Raw genomic sequence first — 16,945 nt, 5'->3', positions numbered from 1 at the left:
CCCCTACTGAACTCTGATGCGCGGATTGAGAAACGCGTAACCGACATCGGAGATGAGCTGCGTGATCAGGACGATGAACACCGAAACCAGCGAGCAGCCGAGCAGAAGGTCGATGTCGTTGTTGCCGGCCGCCTCGACCAGCGTGTAGCCGAAGCCCTGGTAGCGGAACATCACCTCGACGATGACGACGCCGGTGAGCAGCCAGGGGAATTGCAGCATGATGACGGTGAACGGCGCGATCAGCGCGTTGCGTAGCGCGTGCTTGACCACGACGCTGCCGAAAGAGAGGCCCTTCAGCCGAGCGGTGCGGATATATTGCTGCGTCATCACCTCGACCATCGAGGCGCGGGTCATGCGCGCAATATAGCCGATGCCGTAGATCGCCAGCGTCATCACCGGCAATGTGAAATTGTAGAAGGTGATGCCTTGGCTCGCCGAGGCGGCCGAGCCGTTCAGCCAGCCGAGCCAGGATGCGAAGATGACGGTGAAGATGACGCCCGAGACATATTCGGGCGTCGCTGTCGACGCGATCGAGGCCACCGACAGAGTGCGGTCGGTACGCGAGCCCTCGCGCATGCCGGCAAGGATGCCGACCAGAAGCGAGATCGGGACCATCACCAGCAGGACGCAGAGCATCAGGATGCCGGTCGCGCTGAGTGCCGGGAACAGCTTCGAGGCCACCGTCGTCTTGAACTTGGTCGAGCAGCCGAAGTCGCCTTGAAGAATGCCGGAATAGGTCGGCACGACCGGATCGTTGCAGAAGGAGAAGCGTTGCGCGGGCTTGCCCGTCGCCGGGTCGGCCACCGGCTGCTTGGGCAGAAGGCCTAGCCACTGACCATAGCGGACGAAGAAGTTTTGGCGGTAGCCATGTTCGGCCAGCCAGTTTTCGAGCTGCTCGGCGGAGGTATGCATTTCAGTCTGGCTGATCGCCAGCTTCTTCAGATTCGGATCGAGGTTGATCAGAAAGAAGACGACCAACGTCAGGCACAGCATCGTCAATGCCATCGTGCCAAGACGCCTGAGGATGAAAGAAAGCATGGCGGCCCCCCTGCCGGTCTGGTTGGGGTTGGAGCCTGCTGGACAACCACCTCCGCCGTAACGGCAAGCTGGCTGCTAGACAGGCCCTCGGATGCGATCAACTCTGTTTTATTGCATGACCATGTCCGAAGAGTCCGCAACTTTTTGCTGCGCCGACTTTCGGGTTTTGAAACCATGCAAGAGCGAGGGGAAAGGGGCGAGCCGCCCCTTTCCCCGATCGCCCTGATCAGGCCTGGTCAAGCCAGATCTTGCCGTAGTCGCGCTCGAAGGTCGGGTGCATCTTGTAGTTTTTGACGGCAGCAACCGAGTGGCTGTAGAGCTTGCGCCAGTAAGGCTGGATGATGATGCCGGAATCCTGCAGGATCTGCTCGATATCCTTCATCATATCCTTGCGCTTGGCCGCGTCGGCGACCGAAAGCGCGGCGTTGAGCTTGGCGTCCCAGTCGGCGTTGGCCCAAGCCGTCTCGTTCCAGGCCTCGCCGGTACGGTAGGCCAGAGCCAGAACCTGGACGCCGAGCGGCCGCATGTTCCAGTTGGTCATCGACAGCGGGTACTTCAGCCAGTCGTTCCAGAAGGTCGAACCCGGCAGCACCGTGCGCTTCACCTTGATGCCGGCGTCGCGCAGCTGGGCGGCGATGGCATCGCCGGTGTTCTTGTGCCAGTCCTCGTCCACCGTGATCAGCTCGTGCTCGAAGTCGGCCTGGCCGGCTTCGGCCATCATAGCCTTCGCCTTGGCCGGATCGCGGGCGATCTTCGGCAGTTCGTAGTACTCCGGGTGGATCTGGCAGACATGGTGGTTTTCGGCGACCGAACCGGCGTTGCCGTAACCAAGCTGAAGGACGACATTGTTGTCGACCGCGAGCTGCAGCGCCTTGCGAACCTTCTCGTTGTCGTAAGGCTTGTTCGTCACGTTGGTGCGGCAGACGATGGTCGAGGCCGTTACCACTTCCGACTTCACCAGGTCCATGCCGTCGAGGATCGACACATAGTCAGCCGAAGTCTCGAAATTGGTGTGGACTTCACCCGCCTCGAAGGCGCTGACCATGGCTGCCGGATCGGTGCCGTAGTCGACGAACTCGATGCCGTCGAGATAGACCTCACCGTCCCACCACTTGTTGTCTGCGCGGCGCTTGTAGACCACCTTCTGACCAACGTCGTACGAGACGAGCTCGAACGGACCGGTGCCGATCGGGCAGGCTTTGAAGTCGCCGCCCTTTTCGTCGAATGACTTGTGGACGACCAGGGCAACATAGTCGCAAATGCCGGGAATGATCGAGATGTCGGGCTTGGTCAGCGACAGCTTGACCGTCATGTCGTCGACCTTGGTGACCGCGCCTTCGCGCAGCTTGCCGGCCTTGTCGTCAAACAGCGTGCCAAGACGGCCAGGCATGGAATTGCCTTCGGCGGCCTTCTCGCCCCAACGGTTGAAGTTGTGCACCACGTCGTCGGCCGTGAACGCATCGCCATTGTGCCAGGTGACGCCCTTGCGCACATGCAGCACGTATTCGGTGGCATCGTCATTCACGTCCCAGCTCTCAAGCAGATAGGGACGGAACGTGTATTCGGTGGTGTACTTGACCAGCGGCTCGAGCGCCTGGCGCTCGGCATTGGCGATCTCCGACCAGTCGGATTTGCGCGGGTCCTTGGGATCCTTGATCCACTGGGCGACCTTCAGGATGCCACCTTTCTTGGGCGCATCCTCGGCTCGCGCCTCGGTCGGCACCGCAAGACCGAGCATGCCGTAGGCCATCGCGGTGGACGCACCGAAAACGCTGGCGAGCGCCAGGAACTCGCGGCGGTCCACCTTGCCTGCCTTGGCTTCTTCGGCCATGGCCAGGATGTGATCCGGAACGCGGTCACCGTTAGATTTGTAGATTGCCATGATTAACTCCCATTGTTGGCTTTCCGCCTTGTAACATTCCGCATCCGGACCGTGATGTCAAAGACGGTCTGGACTGGGAACATGTTGGCGAATGTGCAACTTTGGAAAGAGGGCGGTTCGCGCGATAGCGACAGTCTTGACGCAAATTTGCTACTGCGCCGCAGATTTCATTCGATTATGCGCAAACGACTAAACTGCGGCATTCAAGCGCCATAGGACAGCGCCAGCCCGCCTGTTGCGATAGCGCCAAAGGCTGCCTCGCCGGCGACAGGGTTCAATATTCCTTCTCATAGAAGATGCCGCCCTTGGCCTCGCCGGCGTCGGTGGCCTCGCCGCGCAGCTTGACGCCGCGCCCGACATTGAGGTCGATCGCCGCCTTGCCCGAACCCGGCTTGTCGCCCTTCTGGATCGTCACATAGGTGCGGTCGTTGAGGTATTTGCCCGCCGAGACGGCAGTGCCGCCCTTCTCGTCGGTAGTCACATCGAGGTCGTCGACACCGATCGCGCTGCGCAGGTTCTCGAGCAGCGAGGTCGAGCCGCCGACGCCGGCCAGTTGCGCGGCGGCCTCCGCCAGCTGCGCGATCTGCAGCGGCGACAGGTTCGACATCGAGCGGCCAAAGATAAGCTGCGCCAAGACCTCGTCCTCCGGCAGCGCCGGCGTCGAGGAGAAGGTGAATTTCGGATTGGTCGCCTCGCCCGACACCACGATGGTGACGGTGGCGCTGCTGGTCGTCGTGGTCGCCGTCAGGTTGAGGTAGGGCACGAGCGAACCGGAGAAGCCGACCGTTCCCTCGGTGAAGGTCAGCCGCTTGGCGAGGATCGACAGCCGCCCGCGCTGCAAGGTGAAGGTGCCGACGGCATGCGGCGAGGAGGCCGGACCGGTCAACTTGAGTGAGCCGCCAAGCTCGGCGTCGACGCCCCGGCCCTGGATGAATATCTGGTTCGGCGCGTTGACGGTGACGTCCAGCGTGAGGCCGCTGCCGCCACCGCCGCCGCTCGTCGTCGCCGGGCGAAGCGCGTTGTCCTGCGCGCGCACCGCGGCGGGCGCGTTCTTGTGCTTGACGTTGAGCGCCGCCAGCGACCCCGGCAATTTCTCCGGAACGGTGATAACGGTCTTGGCCAGGTTGATGGTGCCCGCGATCACCGGCGCCGAGGCTAGCGGCCCCTTGATGGTCAGGTCGCCGCCGAGATTGGCGGTGACCACCCGGCCGTCCGTATAGCGGCCATCAGTGAGCTTGACCGACAGGTCGGCCGGGAAGCCTTGCGCCGGATTGATCCCGACCGTGCCGCTGGCCGACAGGCTGCCGCGCGTCGACAGCGTGCCGGTCAGCCGGTTGATCCTGGCGACGCCGGCGCCGATCGAGACGTCGGCGGCGATGTCGTTGACGGCAAGGCCCGAACGCGCGTCGACCAGTCGGGCGCCCGATGTGCTGACCGTGCCGCCGATGACCGGCGACGTCGCCGGTCCGCGCACCTGCACGTTGACGTTGGCGGTGCCGGTCAGTGACAGGCCTTGCGCGGCGAGCTTTGCGGCAAGGAAGGAGAAAGGCACCTTGCCTGAAAAATCGAGCACAAGCGCCGGCGTGCCCGCGGTCGTCACCGTGCCGCCGCCCTTGAGACCAAGGCCCGCTCCATCGCTGATGTTGGCGTCGAAGGCGAGCTTCCTGCCGGCGAAGGTTCCGGAAGAGGAGATGGTCATGCCGCCAAGGCCGGCGCTCCGCGTCTGCGCGGTCTGCACGCCACCGGCATTGATGTTGAAGGCAACGGACGGATTGGCCGGCGCGCCGGTCACCTTCACCGTGCCCGAGATCGAGCCAGCGGCATCGAGGCCGCGAGAGAAGCTGTTGGCGAGCGAGGCAGGCACCTTGGCCAGCGTGGCGTTGATGTCGAGCGCCTGCCCGACCTTGCCGGTCACCGTCGCGGTGCCGCCACCGAGATTGAGCACCAGCCTGTCCAGGCTCGTCGTGCCGTTGGCGATGCTAACCGTCGAGGCCTGGGCGATCGCCGCCTTGATGCCCTGCACGGTCGCCTGGCCGGAGGCCAGCTCGATGGTGGTGGTGCCGTTCGCCACCTTCACCCGCCCAGTGGCCCGGGCCGGAATGTCCTTGACGGTGGCGCCGCCGGAAAATCCGGTCCAGTCGCCGTCGCGCTTCAGGTCGACATCGATGCCGCTGACCACGGTGCCGCCCGAGGTGATGCTGGCGGCGCGAACCTTGCCCGAGATCACTGGGGCGGCCAGGTAGTTGGCGACCAGCGCGTCGATGGCGACGTTGCGGGCAGAAAGATCGCCTCGCGAAATGGCGGCGGTGGTCGCTTTGACGGTGACGTTGGGCCTATTGGCCGTCTTCGTGAACGCGATGGTGCCGCGCACGTCGCCTTCGGCCCTTTCCAGCGCCAGCGCCGCCAGCGGGCCGATATCGGGCAGGTCGAGCGCCACGGTGCCTTCAGGCACGAAGGCCTCGTCGAGTGCGAGGTCGCCCGAAATCCTGTTCTTGCCGAGCGACAAAAGCAGCCCGTTGATCGCACTCTTGCCATTTGTGGTCGCCAGCACGGCGCTGCCTTGCAGCGCCTGCCCGGCGACATTGCCGGTCAGTTGCACGTTGGCCGCCGGATTGGCGGCATCGGCCTTGCCGGTGGCCGTCAGGTTCAGCCCGGTGATCTCGCGCGCCGCCACCGAAAGCCGGTCGCTGTTCACCGTCAGCGACAGGTCAGGCGCGAGGCTTGGCCCTTGCGCTGTGAGCGCGAAGGCAATTGCGCCCTTGGCGTCCTTCGACAGCAGCGAGATATCGGCCAGGGCGCCCTTGATGTCGGCGCTGAGCTTGTTGTCCGCGAGGCTGGCCTGCCCCTCGGCGGTCAGCGCGCCGGAGGCCAGTTTGACCGGACTGATGGTGACACCGCCATGGGCATCGCGCTTCAGCGTGGCGCTGAGTTGCGTCCGCTCGGCCAGCACGCCGCGCGCCGCCGCCGGCAACGCCGCGGAAAGCGCGTCGGCCTTGAGGTTGAGGTCGATGGCGCCGTCGGCAAGCGAGACGCGGCCGCTGAAGGCGCTGTCCAGCGCGGCACCCTGCACCGAACCGCTGTCGATGGTGATGACATCCGGCGCGAGGCTGCCGGCGACCTTGGCGATGATCTTGCCGGCGATCAGCGGCGCGATGGTCGGATTCTCCAACCCGATAGTTTCCACGGTCACCGTGCCCGAAATCGGCCCCGTACGGCTCTTCAGGTCGAAGGTATCGGAATGCAGGGCAAGGGTGATGCCCTCGGATTTGGTGACATTCGTGGTCGCCGAGGGCAGGACGGCGGAGATATCGAGCCTCGGCTGCGTGCCCTGCCCCGCCGCCTTCACTGACAACGCCTGCAGTTCCAGCTTGATCGGGCTTTCCGCGCTGCCAAACGCTAGCGGCAGGCTGGGACCCGTGGAGGCAAGGTCGAGGGCGAAATCGCTGGCGCCGTTCGGATTGATGGTGCCGGAAGCCCTGCCGGAGATCTTCTCGCCGGCAAGCGTCGCCTGGTCGAGGACGATGCCGCCGGCGGTGGTGAAGCTTCCGGCAGCATTGAGGCTGAGCGGGCCGAGTCCGGCCTGGCGGGTCTGGCTGGTCTCGGCACCGGTCAATTTCGCATTGAAGCGGACGTCCGGGCTTGCCGCCGACCCCGTGACCTGCGCCGTGCCGTCGAGCAAACCCGCGGCGTCCAGCCCGGGCGAGAAATCATTGGCAAGGGCGGCCGGCAGCGCCGAGAAGGTAGCCGCGAGGTCGAGCATCTGACCAGCCTTGCCGGAGAGCGTCACCGAACCGCCGCCGAGATCGAGCACCAGCCTGTCGATGCTGGTCACGCCATTGGCGATGCTGAGGCTAGACGGTCCGGCGATCGCCGCCTTGATGCCGCGAACGGTGGCCTCGCCCGAGGCGATCTCGACACTGGTCGTGCCGTTCGCGATCTTGACCCGGCCGGCGGCGGTGGCCGGAATGCCGGCGATGGTGGCGCCGCCGGTGAAGTTGGTCCAGTCGCCGTCGCGCTTCAGGTCGAAGCCGATGCCGCTGACGACAGTGGTTCCCGACGTCACCGTATCGGCCTTGATCGTGCCTGATATCGCCGGGCTCTCAATATAGTTGGCGATCAGCGCGTTGACGGTGATCGCCTTCGCCGCCACCTCGCCGCGCGCGATCGATCCACTGGCGGCATTGATGCTGACGGTCGGCGCCTCGCCTTCCTTGGCGAAGGCGATAGTGCCGTTGATGTCGCCGGTCGCCGTCTGCCCGCCGAGCGCCGCCAGCTGCGCTATGTCGGGCACCGCCAGCGTCAGCGTTCCAAGCGGCAGGAAGTCGTCCTCGAGCGCTAGGTCGCCTGAAACCTTGTTGTCGCCAAGCGACAGGCTGAGGCCCTTGATCGAGCGTTTGCCGTTGCTGGTCACCAGCGACGCGCGGATGTCCAGCGGCTGCTCCTCGACGCTGCCGGTCAGCGCGATGTCGGCCTGGGGGCTGGCAATATCGGCCTTGCCCTTCGCCGAGAGCTTGATGTCCTTCACCGTGCGGCCGGCCGCCGTCAGGCTGGCGCTGTCGGCCGCGACCGTAAAATCCGGCGCAAAGCGCGGGCCGCTTGCGGTCAGCGTGAAATTGATCCCCCCGGCAAGCGGCGTGCCGGCCAGCGACGACAGCGCCGAGACGTCGCCCAGCGTTCCCTTGACGTCGGCCTGGATGTCCGAGCCTTGCGCACTGGCGGTGCCGCTGGCGCTGAGCGAACCGGAAGTCAGCGACAACGAATTGGCGGCGAACGAGCCTTGCGGATCGCGGGTGGCGGTCGCCGAGAACGTCACGCGCTCGCCGAGCACCGAGCGGACCTGCGGCGGCAGCGCGCTCGACACCGCATCGGCATTCATCTTAAGCTTCATCGCCAGATCGGTGAGGGAAACCGTGGCCGTAAGCGACGCATTCAACGCATCGCTGCGCAGCGTACCCTGGTCGAGGGAAATCTCCTCTTTGCTGATCTTGCCGGCGAGATCGGCGACGAGCTTGCCGGTGACCAGAGGCTCGAGCGTCGCCACGTCGGTCTTGAGGCCGCCGGCCGCCAGCTTGATGGCAAGCGGACCGCTGCGGTCCTGGATGTCGAATCCGTCGGAATGGATCTGGGCCGTGAGATCGTTGAGCTGCGTGCCGCCCGCCGCCACCGAAACCAGCGACGCGCCGATGTCGACCATCGGCGCCTTGCCGTCGCCGAAGGCGCGCGCGGTCGCGTTCCTTACCGCCACCGTCACCGGCTGCGCCTTGGTGCCGACGTCGAGCACCACGGGCTCGGCCTTGGCGGCGAGCTCGACCGAGAGATCGCTGGCGCCCTTGGGATCGACCATGCCGGCGGCTGCGCCATGCACGGCGTCGCTTTCGATGCTCGCGCGCTCGATCTCGACGCCGCCGGCCGTCGTTGCGGTTCCCGCGACGTCGAAACTGGTCTTGCCGACAAACAGCGGCTTCAGCTTTTCGGGCAGGAAGCGCTCGAAATCGCCGTCGCCATTGGCCTCTATCCTGTTGCCCTTGTCGGTCAGTTGGTGGCGGCCGGTGAGCTGGGTGACGATCTGGCCGTCGACGACGAAGGTGCCGATGCCGCTCCAGTTGGCCAGCGGCCCCGTCCCCGAGACCACGATCTCGACCGGCGGCTGACCCGGCAGCTTGAGCAGATTGGCGATGATGCCGCCCGCCGGCTCCGACGCCTTGAGATCGAGATCGAGCTTGTTGTCGGCCGGCGCGAAATGCAGCTTGGCGTCGACATTGCCTTGCTTGCCGTCATGGCGGGTGACGTTGAGCACCGTATCGATCGCGAGCGGCGCGGCGTCGGCCTTGACCGATCCCTTGGCGGCAAGTTCGGCGATGCCGCTGCCGGCCAGCGCCTCGCCCAGCGCAATCTCCGGCAGGTCGATCTGCCTTATGTCGAGCGAAACCGGCAGCGATGTCGTACCGCTCTGCGCCGGCTTGGTGCTCGCAACCGGCAGCCGCGCCAGCTCCAGCCGTTCGGCGCCGATGCGGTCGGCGCTGAAGTTCTTCGACAGCAGCGCCCATGGCGACCAGTCGATCGCCACCTTGCGCGCCACCAGCCAGGGCCCGCCGCGGTCTTCCAGCACGACATGGTCGAGCCTGAGCGCACCGGACCAGATGCCGTCTATGCCGCTGACGGTGACCTTGCGCTCGTCGCTCGACGCCAGATTCGAGATGATGCCGGCGAGATTGTCGCGCCCGCGCTCGGTCTTGGTCAGCACGACAAGCGCGCCGATCACCGCCGCCACCGCGATCAGCAGCGTGTAGAGGGTGATGCGAAGGATGCGCCGCAATGTCTTCATCATTCAGAACGCCTGGCCGATGCCGGCATAGATGCCGAAGCGCGGATCGCCCGGACCGCGGTTGAGCGGCACCGCAGCGTCGACGCGCAGCGGCCCGAACGGTGTCAGATAGCGCACGCCGACGCCGGCGCCGACCTTCACATCGGAAAAGTCCGGGAAGGATTTGGTCGAGACGGTGCCGGCATCCACGAACGGCACGATGCCGATCGTGTCGGTGACGGCGATGCGCATCTCGACCGAAGTCTCGAAGAAGGAAAGCCCGCCGATCGGCTGTCCGTCGATGTCCTTTGGACCGATGCCCTGATAAGCATAGCCGCGCACCGAGCCGCCGCCGCCCGAATAGAAGCGCCGATCGGCCGGAACGTTCTGCAGGCCGGTGCCGACGATCGAGCCGATGCTGGCGCGCTCGGCCAGGACGAATTTGCTCGCCGTGTCGAGCGACTGATAGGCCGACCCTTCGCCCTTCAGCTTCAGGAACGTCGCGCCGTTCAGGATGTCGTAGCTGGGCTCGGCATAGGCCAGAACCCTGAAACCCCTCGTCGGGTTAAGCCGGTTGTCCCTGGCGTCATAGACATATTGCAAGGGAACGCTGGCGATCAGGTAGGTGTGCTTGCCGAAAGCGTCGGTGATCCTCGAATAGTCGAGGGCGAATTCCGCCGAAACCCTCTGCTTCTTGTCCAGGTCATAGGAGACGCCCATGTTGCCCTTGACCGAGAAATGGTCATAGGCGTCGGGGTGCTCGAACACCGTCTTAATGCCGGTGAAGAATTTCGACGACGGCCCAAGCACGCCCGGCTTCTCGAACATGATGCCGGCATTGTAGTTGAGTTCGCCCAGATCGTTGCTGCCGATGCCGCTGATGGCACCCTCGATACGCAGCTTTTCGGCGCGCCCGAACAGGTTGCGGTGGCCCCAATAGCCTTCCAGACCCAATCCTTCCGTGTTGGAGACGGTGGCGCCAAGCCCGAAATAGCGCGGCTTGCGCTCGCTGACCTGGACGTTGATCGGGACGTTCCCTTGAGCGTCGAGGCTTTCGCCTTCCTTCATCGTCACGCTGTTGAACACTTCGAGGCCCAACAGCCGGTCGCGCGCGTCGTCGATCTCGTCGGGCGAATATTGCCGGCCGCGCTTCAGCCCGGTCATGTATTCGGTGAAGTCGCGGTCGACCTTCTCGGTGCCGTCGACCGTGGTGTCACCATAGCCGGCGACCGGCCCGGCCGCGACCGTCAGCGTCACATCGAGCGTCGAGGTTGCATGGTCGGCGATGATCTGGCGGTCCGTGATCCTGGCCAGCGGCCGGCCTTCCTGTTTCAGCGCGCGAACGATCAGCGCTTCTGCCTTGAGCACGGCGCCCGAGCCGGCATCGCCGCCGGCGATCAGGCCGAAATCGGCGCTGGCGAGCCCTGCGGCATCGCCTTCCAGCCTGATGTCGCCCAGCGTGAACTTCGCGCCGGCGGCGATGGCAATGACCACCGGGATCGGCTGCGGCCCCTTGAACTCGGCGTCGGGCGGCAGGTCGTCGAGCGGCTTGCCGTCAATCGTGACGGTGACGACGCCTTCATAGCGGGCGTCGGCATAAAGGGCGGCGACCAGCTGCTCGCGGTCGGCCCGCGCCTTGGCGAGCAGGCCGAGCGAGCCGGAGACCGGGCGCTCCTCGTCCGCTTTCAGCGTCGAGGCGTTTTCCAGCTTCTTGACCAGATCCTTGTCCGCATCGGGCGCTTCGATGGTGACGGAATAGCGCAGCGGATCGACGATATCGGCGTCCTCGTCGTTCGAAGAACCCCAAAGTTTGATGCCAAAGATCTCGAAGGCCGTCGCCGGCCGCGATTCGGCCATCAACCCAGCCGCGCAAAGCGCAGCCAGAAGCAGGGCGCGCGGAAGCCCGCGCCCTGGCGCGAACACTCCTGACATCTGCGTTTCACGCGCCGGCATTAAGATAACCTAGTCGACAAAACTAAAATTGGAATGAAGTTCTGAAACGCTCGTAAAGGGGCCACAATCCAATTGTCTGAAATAGACAGGGCTTGGAATTCACACCTTTTGCGTCTTCGCAAGATTGCGTGATCCCTTGTCCTATGGAGGTTCTGTCGAAATACCGGCCTTTGGCCGGCATGGAAACCGTTGGCGGGTGCAAACCTGCCGAGCTCCGGCGTTGACAAGCCCGACTGAAGCTTGATCATGCTGGAACGCTGGCGATGTCTGGAGGGTGATGTGGCAATGCGCGCGGCTCGTGGTCTCTCGTTCCTGGTCCTTCTCTTTTTCGCCTTGAGCAGTGTCGCGCAAGCGGCCGAGGCTCGGCGGATCGTGACGACGGACAATTCCGACTATTTCGGGTTCGACCTCAGGTCCGACCAGAATGTCACCCTCGACCAATGCAAGACGACATGCCTCGGCGATCCCGCCTGCCGGGCCTTCACCTACAACACCAAGGCCAAATGGTGCTTTCTCAAATCCGACTATAACCAGCTAAAACCCTTCAACGGCGCCGTCGCCGGCAAGGTCGCCAATGTCGACGGCGATCCCGATATCGGCGCGCCGCCGGAACTGGCCTTTTTTCCCAACTGGATGGCCGACCAGGCGCAGCAGTACCGCAACAAGCTGACCGATCCGGTCTATGACAAGCCGACCGAGGGTCTGGCGGCGCTCCAGGATGCGGCCGAGCAGGCGAGGCTTACCGGCGACCACCGCCTGGCCATGCAGAAATACGAGGCCGCGGTTTCGGTGCTGCCCGACGACGGCCATCTCTGGCTCGAGCTGGCGCGCGAGACGCTTGCCGTGCAGCCGGCCTCCAACACCTCAGAATCGTCGACCTTGCCGGCAAATTCCACCTCCGCCGCCTTCAACGCCTACAAGCTGCTCCGCACCACCAAGACGCGCGCCGAAGCGCTCGCGCTGCTCGGCGCCGGTCTCGACCGCCGCGACCTTTACCGGCCCTCGCTGCAGGCTTATGAAGCGAGCCTGGCGCTGGTCAACTCACCGGCGGTCCAGGCCGACTATGCGGACTTGAAGGCTCGCAAGGGTTTCCGCGTCATCGATCACACGATCGATGCCGACACCAGCGCGCCGCGCATCTGCGCGCAATTCTCCGAGGATCTGGTCAAGACCGGCGTCGACTACGCGCAGTTCGTCACCGTCGACAACGCCGCTCCCAAGGGCGTCGAAGCCAAGGACAAGCAGATCTGCGTCGAAGGGCTGGAGCACGGCCAGCACTATGAGGTGACCTTCCGCGCCGGCCTACCGGCGGCTATCGGCGAGGTGACCAGCGCGCCGGTGGTGCTGTCGATCTATGTCCAGGATCGCGCGCCTTCCGCCCGCTTCACCGGCGACAGCTTCGTGCTGCCGGCGGGCGCGCGCCGCGGTATCCCGGTCGTCACCGTCAACATGACCGCCGCCAAGATGAAGCTCTATCGCATCGGCGACCGCTCACTTGCGCAGCTTCTGTCCGGCTACCAGTTCCTGAAGCAGCTCGACGGCTATGATATTTCCAACATTTCCGACCAGATGGGCTCGCCGGTCTGGGAAGGCCAGCTCGATATCGCCAACGACCTCAACCAGGACGTCACCACCTCCTTCCCGGTCGACGAGGCCATCCCGCAGCGCAAGCCCGGGGTCTATGTGCTGACCGCGCAAGCCGTCAACGATCATGGCGAAGACGACTACAATTCGATCGCCACACAGTGGTTCGTCGTCTCCGACATTGGGCTCTCGACCTATACCGGACAGGACGGGCTCAACGTCTTTGCCCGCTCGCTTGGCAGCGCCAAGCCGATCGCCGGCGCCGAGCTGACGCTGCTCGCCAGGAACAATGAAATTCTCGGCACTGCGACCTCTGATGCCGAAGGCCGTGCCGTCTTCAACCCTGGCCTGACCCGCGGCGAAGGCGGCATGGTGCCGGCCGTGCTGATGGCCAAGCAGGGCGACAACGACTTCGTCTTCCTCGACATGGGCCGGGCCGGCTTCGACCTGTCCGACCGTGGCGTCACCGGGCGCCCAGCGCCGGGCGCGCTTGACGTCTATGCCTGGACCGAGCGCGGTATCTACCGCGTCGGCGAGGATGTGCATGTCGCGGCCCTTGCCCGCGACGGCGCCGCCAAGGCGGTCGAGAACCTGCCGCTGACCTTCATCTTCACGCGCCCCGACGGCGTCGAGGACCGCCGCATCGTCAGCGACGGCGCTTCGGCCGGCGGCCATGCCGTCGACCTGCCGCTCGAGCCCAACGCCATGCGCGGCACCTGGACGGTGTCGATCCATACCGATCCCAAGCAGGCGGCCGTCGCCAGCCAGATGTTCCTGGTCGAGGACTTCGTGCCGGATCGCATCGAATTCGATCTCTCCGCCGACAAGCAGGAGATCGCGCAGGGCGAAACCGCCAATGTCACCGTCGACGGCCGCTTCCTTTATGGCGCGCCGGCCGCCGGACTTGCGCTGGAAGGCGAGTTGACGCTGTCGACCGCCCGCGATTGGGACCGCTTCAAGGGCTATTCCTTCGGTCTCGCCGACGAGCAGTCGGCCGAGCCCTCGGTGACGCCCCTCACCGGCCTGCCCGTGGTCGGCGACGACGGCAAGGCGACCTTCCCGGTCGCCGTCGACCAGTTGCCCTCGACCACCAAGCTGGTCGACGCCAAGGTCACCGTCCGCATGCGCGAAACCGGCGGCCGCGCCGTCGAGCGCTCGCTCAACATCGGCATCCGTCCGCAAGGCCACATGATTGGCATCCGTCCGGATTTCGAGGATGACGAGGTGCCGCAGGGCGGCACGGCGAAATTCAGCCTGATCGCCGTCGATCCCGACGGCAAGCGCGAGGCGCTGAAGGGCGCGCTTTGGTCACTGGTCAAGGTCGAGCGCAATTACCAGTGGTACCGCTCCAACAACTCGTGGAACTACGAGCCCGTCACCTTCACCAAATCGGTGGCCAATGGCCAGATCGATCTTGCCGCCGACGGCGAGGCGACGGTGTCGCTCCCGGTCGACTGGGGCCGCTACCGGTTGGAGGTCGAGACGGCGGATCCCGAAGGTCCGGCGACCAGCTACGAATTCGATGGCGGGTGGTATGTCAGTTCCACCACCACCGAGACGCCCGACGGCCTCGAGGTCGCTCTCGACAAGGACACATATGCAGCGGGCGAAGTGGCCAAGCTCAAGGTCTCGCCGCACTTTGCCGGCGAATTGCTGGTCACCATCGGCGCCGACAAGCTCTTGAAGACCGTCACCGCAAGCGTGCCGGCCGGCGGCGGCACTGTCGATATCCCGGTCGGCGACGACTGGGGCGCCGGCGCCTATGTCACGGCAACACTCTTCAGGCCGGGCGACGCGCAGGAAACACGCATGCCGGCACGCGCCATCGGCGTCAAATGGCTGGCGGTCGACCCGGGCTCGAAGAAGCTCGCAGTCACCTTGACGCCGCCGGAAAAGACGATGCCTCGCCGACAGCTGTCGATCCCGGTCGCGGTTGCCGGCGTGCAGCCCGGCAGCAATGCTTATGTGACGGTTGCCGCCGTCGATGTCGGCATCCTCAACCTCACCAACTACAAGGCGCCGGATCCCGAAAACTGGTTCTTCGGCCAGCGCATGCTGGGGCTTGAGATTCGCGACCTCTATGGCCGTCTGATCGATGGCTCGCTGGGCACCACCGGCAAGCTGCGCACCGGCGGCGACGGCGCCGCCTTGCAGGCGCAAGGCAGCCCGCCGACCGAGAAGCTGGTCGCCTTCTTCTCCGGTCCGGTTCAGCTCGATGCCGATGGCAAGGCCAGGGTCGACTTCGACATCCCGCAGTTCAATGGAACCGTGCGTGTCATGGCGGTAGCCTGGACCAAGGAAGCGGTCGGCCACGCACAGGCCGATGTCATCGTTCGCGATCCGGTGGTGATCACCGCCGGCCTGCCGCGCTTCCTGGCGCCTGGCGATGCCGCTACGATGCGGCTCGATGTCGCCGACACCGACGGCCCGGCCGGCGACTATGCCCTGTCGATCGACACGACAGGCGACCTGTCGACCGGCGACAAGCCGCTGCCCGGGAAGCTGACGCTCGCCCAGGGCAAGCGCCAGACGCTGACCGTGCCCTTGCTCGCCAGGACCGCGGGCGACGGCTCGATCACCATCAAGCTCGCCCATGCCGACGGCACCGAGGTCGAGCAGACGCTTTATGTGCCGGTGCGGCCGGCACAACTGCCGGTCACCACCCGCCTGGTGGTCGACCTCAAGCCCAATGTCGGCGCCCTGCGCGTCGACAAGGAGCTGCTGGCGGCAAGCCTGCTCGACGGCGCTTCGGTTAGCGTCGGCGTCTCTCAGGCGGCCGCCTTCGACGTGCCATCACTGCTGATGACGCTCGACCGCTACCCCTATGGCTGCGCCGAGCAGACGACCAGCCGCGCCATGCCGCTGCTCTATGTCAACGAGTTGGCCGCAGGCATCGGCATGGCCAGCGATCCGGACCTGCACGGCCGCATCCAGGACGCCATCTACAAGGTGCTGAGCTATCAGGCCTCGGCGGGCAGCTTCGGCCTGTGGGGTCCCGGCTCCGGCGATCTCTGGCTCGACGCCTATGTCAGCGACTTCCTGACCCGGGCGCGCGAGCAGAAATACGACGTCCCGGCGCTGGCGATGAACCAGGCGCTGAGCAACCTGCAGAACTCGCTCGGCTACGACCAGGACGTCCAGGATCGCGGCAGCGAGATCGCCTATGCGCTTTATGTGCTGGCCCGCAACAAGAAGGCCTCGGTCGGCGACCTGCGCTACTATGCCGACACGCAGCTCGAAGCCTTCACCAGCCCGATGGCCGTCGCGCAGCTGGCGGCGAGCCTCGCGCTCTATGGCGACGCGCAGCGCTCGGAGGCCACCTTCCAGACGGCACTGCGTCTGGCGCAGGAGGCCACCGAATACGACTACTACCGCTCGGACTACGGCTCGCCGCTCCGCGACGGCGCGGCGATCCTGGCGCTGGCCGCCGAATCGAAGCCGGTGCCGACCATCGTGCCGGCGCTGATCAAGCTGGTCGCCAGGGAGCGTGCCGATGCCCGCTGGACAAGCACGCAGGACGAATCCTGGATGCTGCTCGCGGCGCGGGCGCTGAAGGAGGGCAATGATTCCATCACGCTCTCCGTCAACGGCGCGCCGCATGCCGGCGGCTATTCCGACCGGTTCAGCGGCAGCGACATCGTCGACAGCCCGCTTACCATCGCCAACACCGGCAAGACGCCGCTGCAGGCGGTGGTCACCACCGTGGCCTCGCCGGTGGAGTCGCTGCCGGCCGGTGGCGAAGGCTTCACCATCGATCGCACCTACTACAGGCTCGATGGAACTGAAGCCAACGTGACGGAGGTCAAGCAGAACGAACGCTATGTCGTCGTGCTTAAGGTCTACGAGCAGAACAGCTGGCCTTCGCGCCTGTTGATCACCGACCTGTTGCCGGCCGGCTTCGAGATCGACAATCCGGGCCTGGTGTCCAGCGCCCAGCTGTCGAACTTCTCTTGGCTGGCGCAGACTGATGCCGCCCATCTCGAGTTCCGCGACGACCGCTTCGTCGCGGCCTTCAACCCGAACGACGGCGACGGTGACCGCAACATCACGCTGGCCTATGTCGTGCGCGCGGTGACGCCCGGCACCTACGCCCATCCGGCGGCAACGGTGGAGGACATGTACCGACCGCAATACTCGGCCCGCACCGCCACCGGCATGATGGAGGTCAAGGCGCCGTAACGATG

The 16,945-nt window shown here is 65.4% G+C and carries 5 protein-coding genes; 1 reads left to right on the top strand and 4 read right to left on the bottom strand.

Going from position 1 to position 16,945, the window contains the following annotated elements; all coding sequences use genetic code 11:
• Positions 1-3: 3 nt before the first annotated feature.
• The 4 genes from JG743_RS12805 to JG743_RS12790 form a co-directional block, all read right to left on the bottom strand.
• On the bottom strand, positions 4-1,038 hold the full coding sequence (locus JG743_RS12805; RefSeq protein WP_202300610.1) for an ABC transporter permease: 1,035 nt from the start codon (positions 1,036-1,038) through the stop codon (positions 4-6).
• A gap of 226 nt (positions 1,039-1,264) precedes the next feature.
• A complete protein-coding gene (locus JG743_RS12800) occupies positions 1,265-2,920 on the bottom strand; it encodes an ABC transporter substrate-binding protein (RefSeq protein ID WP_202300608.1) in 1,656 nt (551 codons plus the stop codon).
• 274 nt (positions 2,921-3,194) lie between these two features.
• Complete coding sequence (locus tag JG743_RS12795) at positions 3,195-9,245, bottom strand: translocation/assembly module TamB domain-containing protein (RefSeq protein ID WP_202302606.1); 6,051 nt, start codon at positions 9,243-9,245, stop codon at positions 3,195-3,197.
• Positions 9,246-9,248: 3 nt separating this feature from the next.
• The gene (locus JG743_RS12790; protein WP_202300606.1) at positions 9,249-11,177 is read right to left on the bottom strand and encodes an autotransporter assembly complex protein TamA; all 1,929 of its coding nucleotides are present in this window, start codon (positions 11,175-11,177) and stop codon (positions 9,249-9,251) included.
• Positions 11,178-11,456: 279 nt separating this feature from the next.
• On the opposite strand from JG743_RS12790, the gene JG743_RS12785 reads away from it, so the two are divergent.
• The gene (locus JG743_RS12785; protein ID WP_202300604.1) at positions 11,457-16,940 is read left to right on the top strand and encodes an alpha-2-macroglobulin family protein; all 5,484 of its coding nucleotides are present in this window, start codon (positions 11,457-11,459) and stop codon (positions 16,938-16,940) included.
• Positions 16,941-16,945: the final 5 nt, after the last annotated feature.

This window comes from Mesorhizobium sp. 131-2-1, assembly GCF_016756535.1.
Taxonomy (GTDB): Bacteria; Pseudomonadota; Alphaproteobacteria; order Rhizobiales; family Rhizobiaceae; genus Mesorhizobium.
The sequence above is the reverse complement of the archived record's forward strand: the minus strand, read 5'-3'. Positions and strand labels throughout refer to the sequence as shown.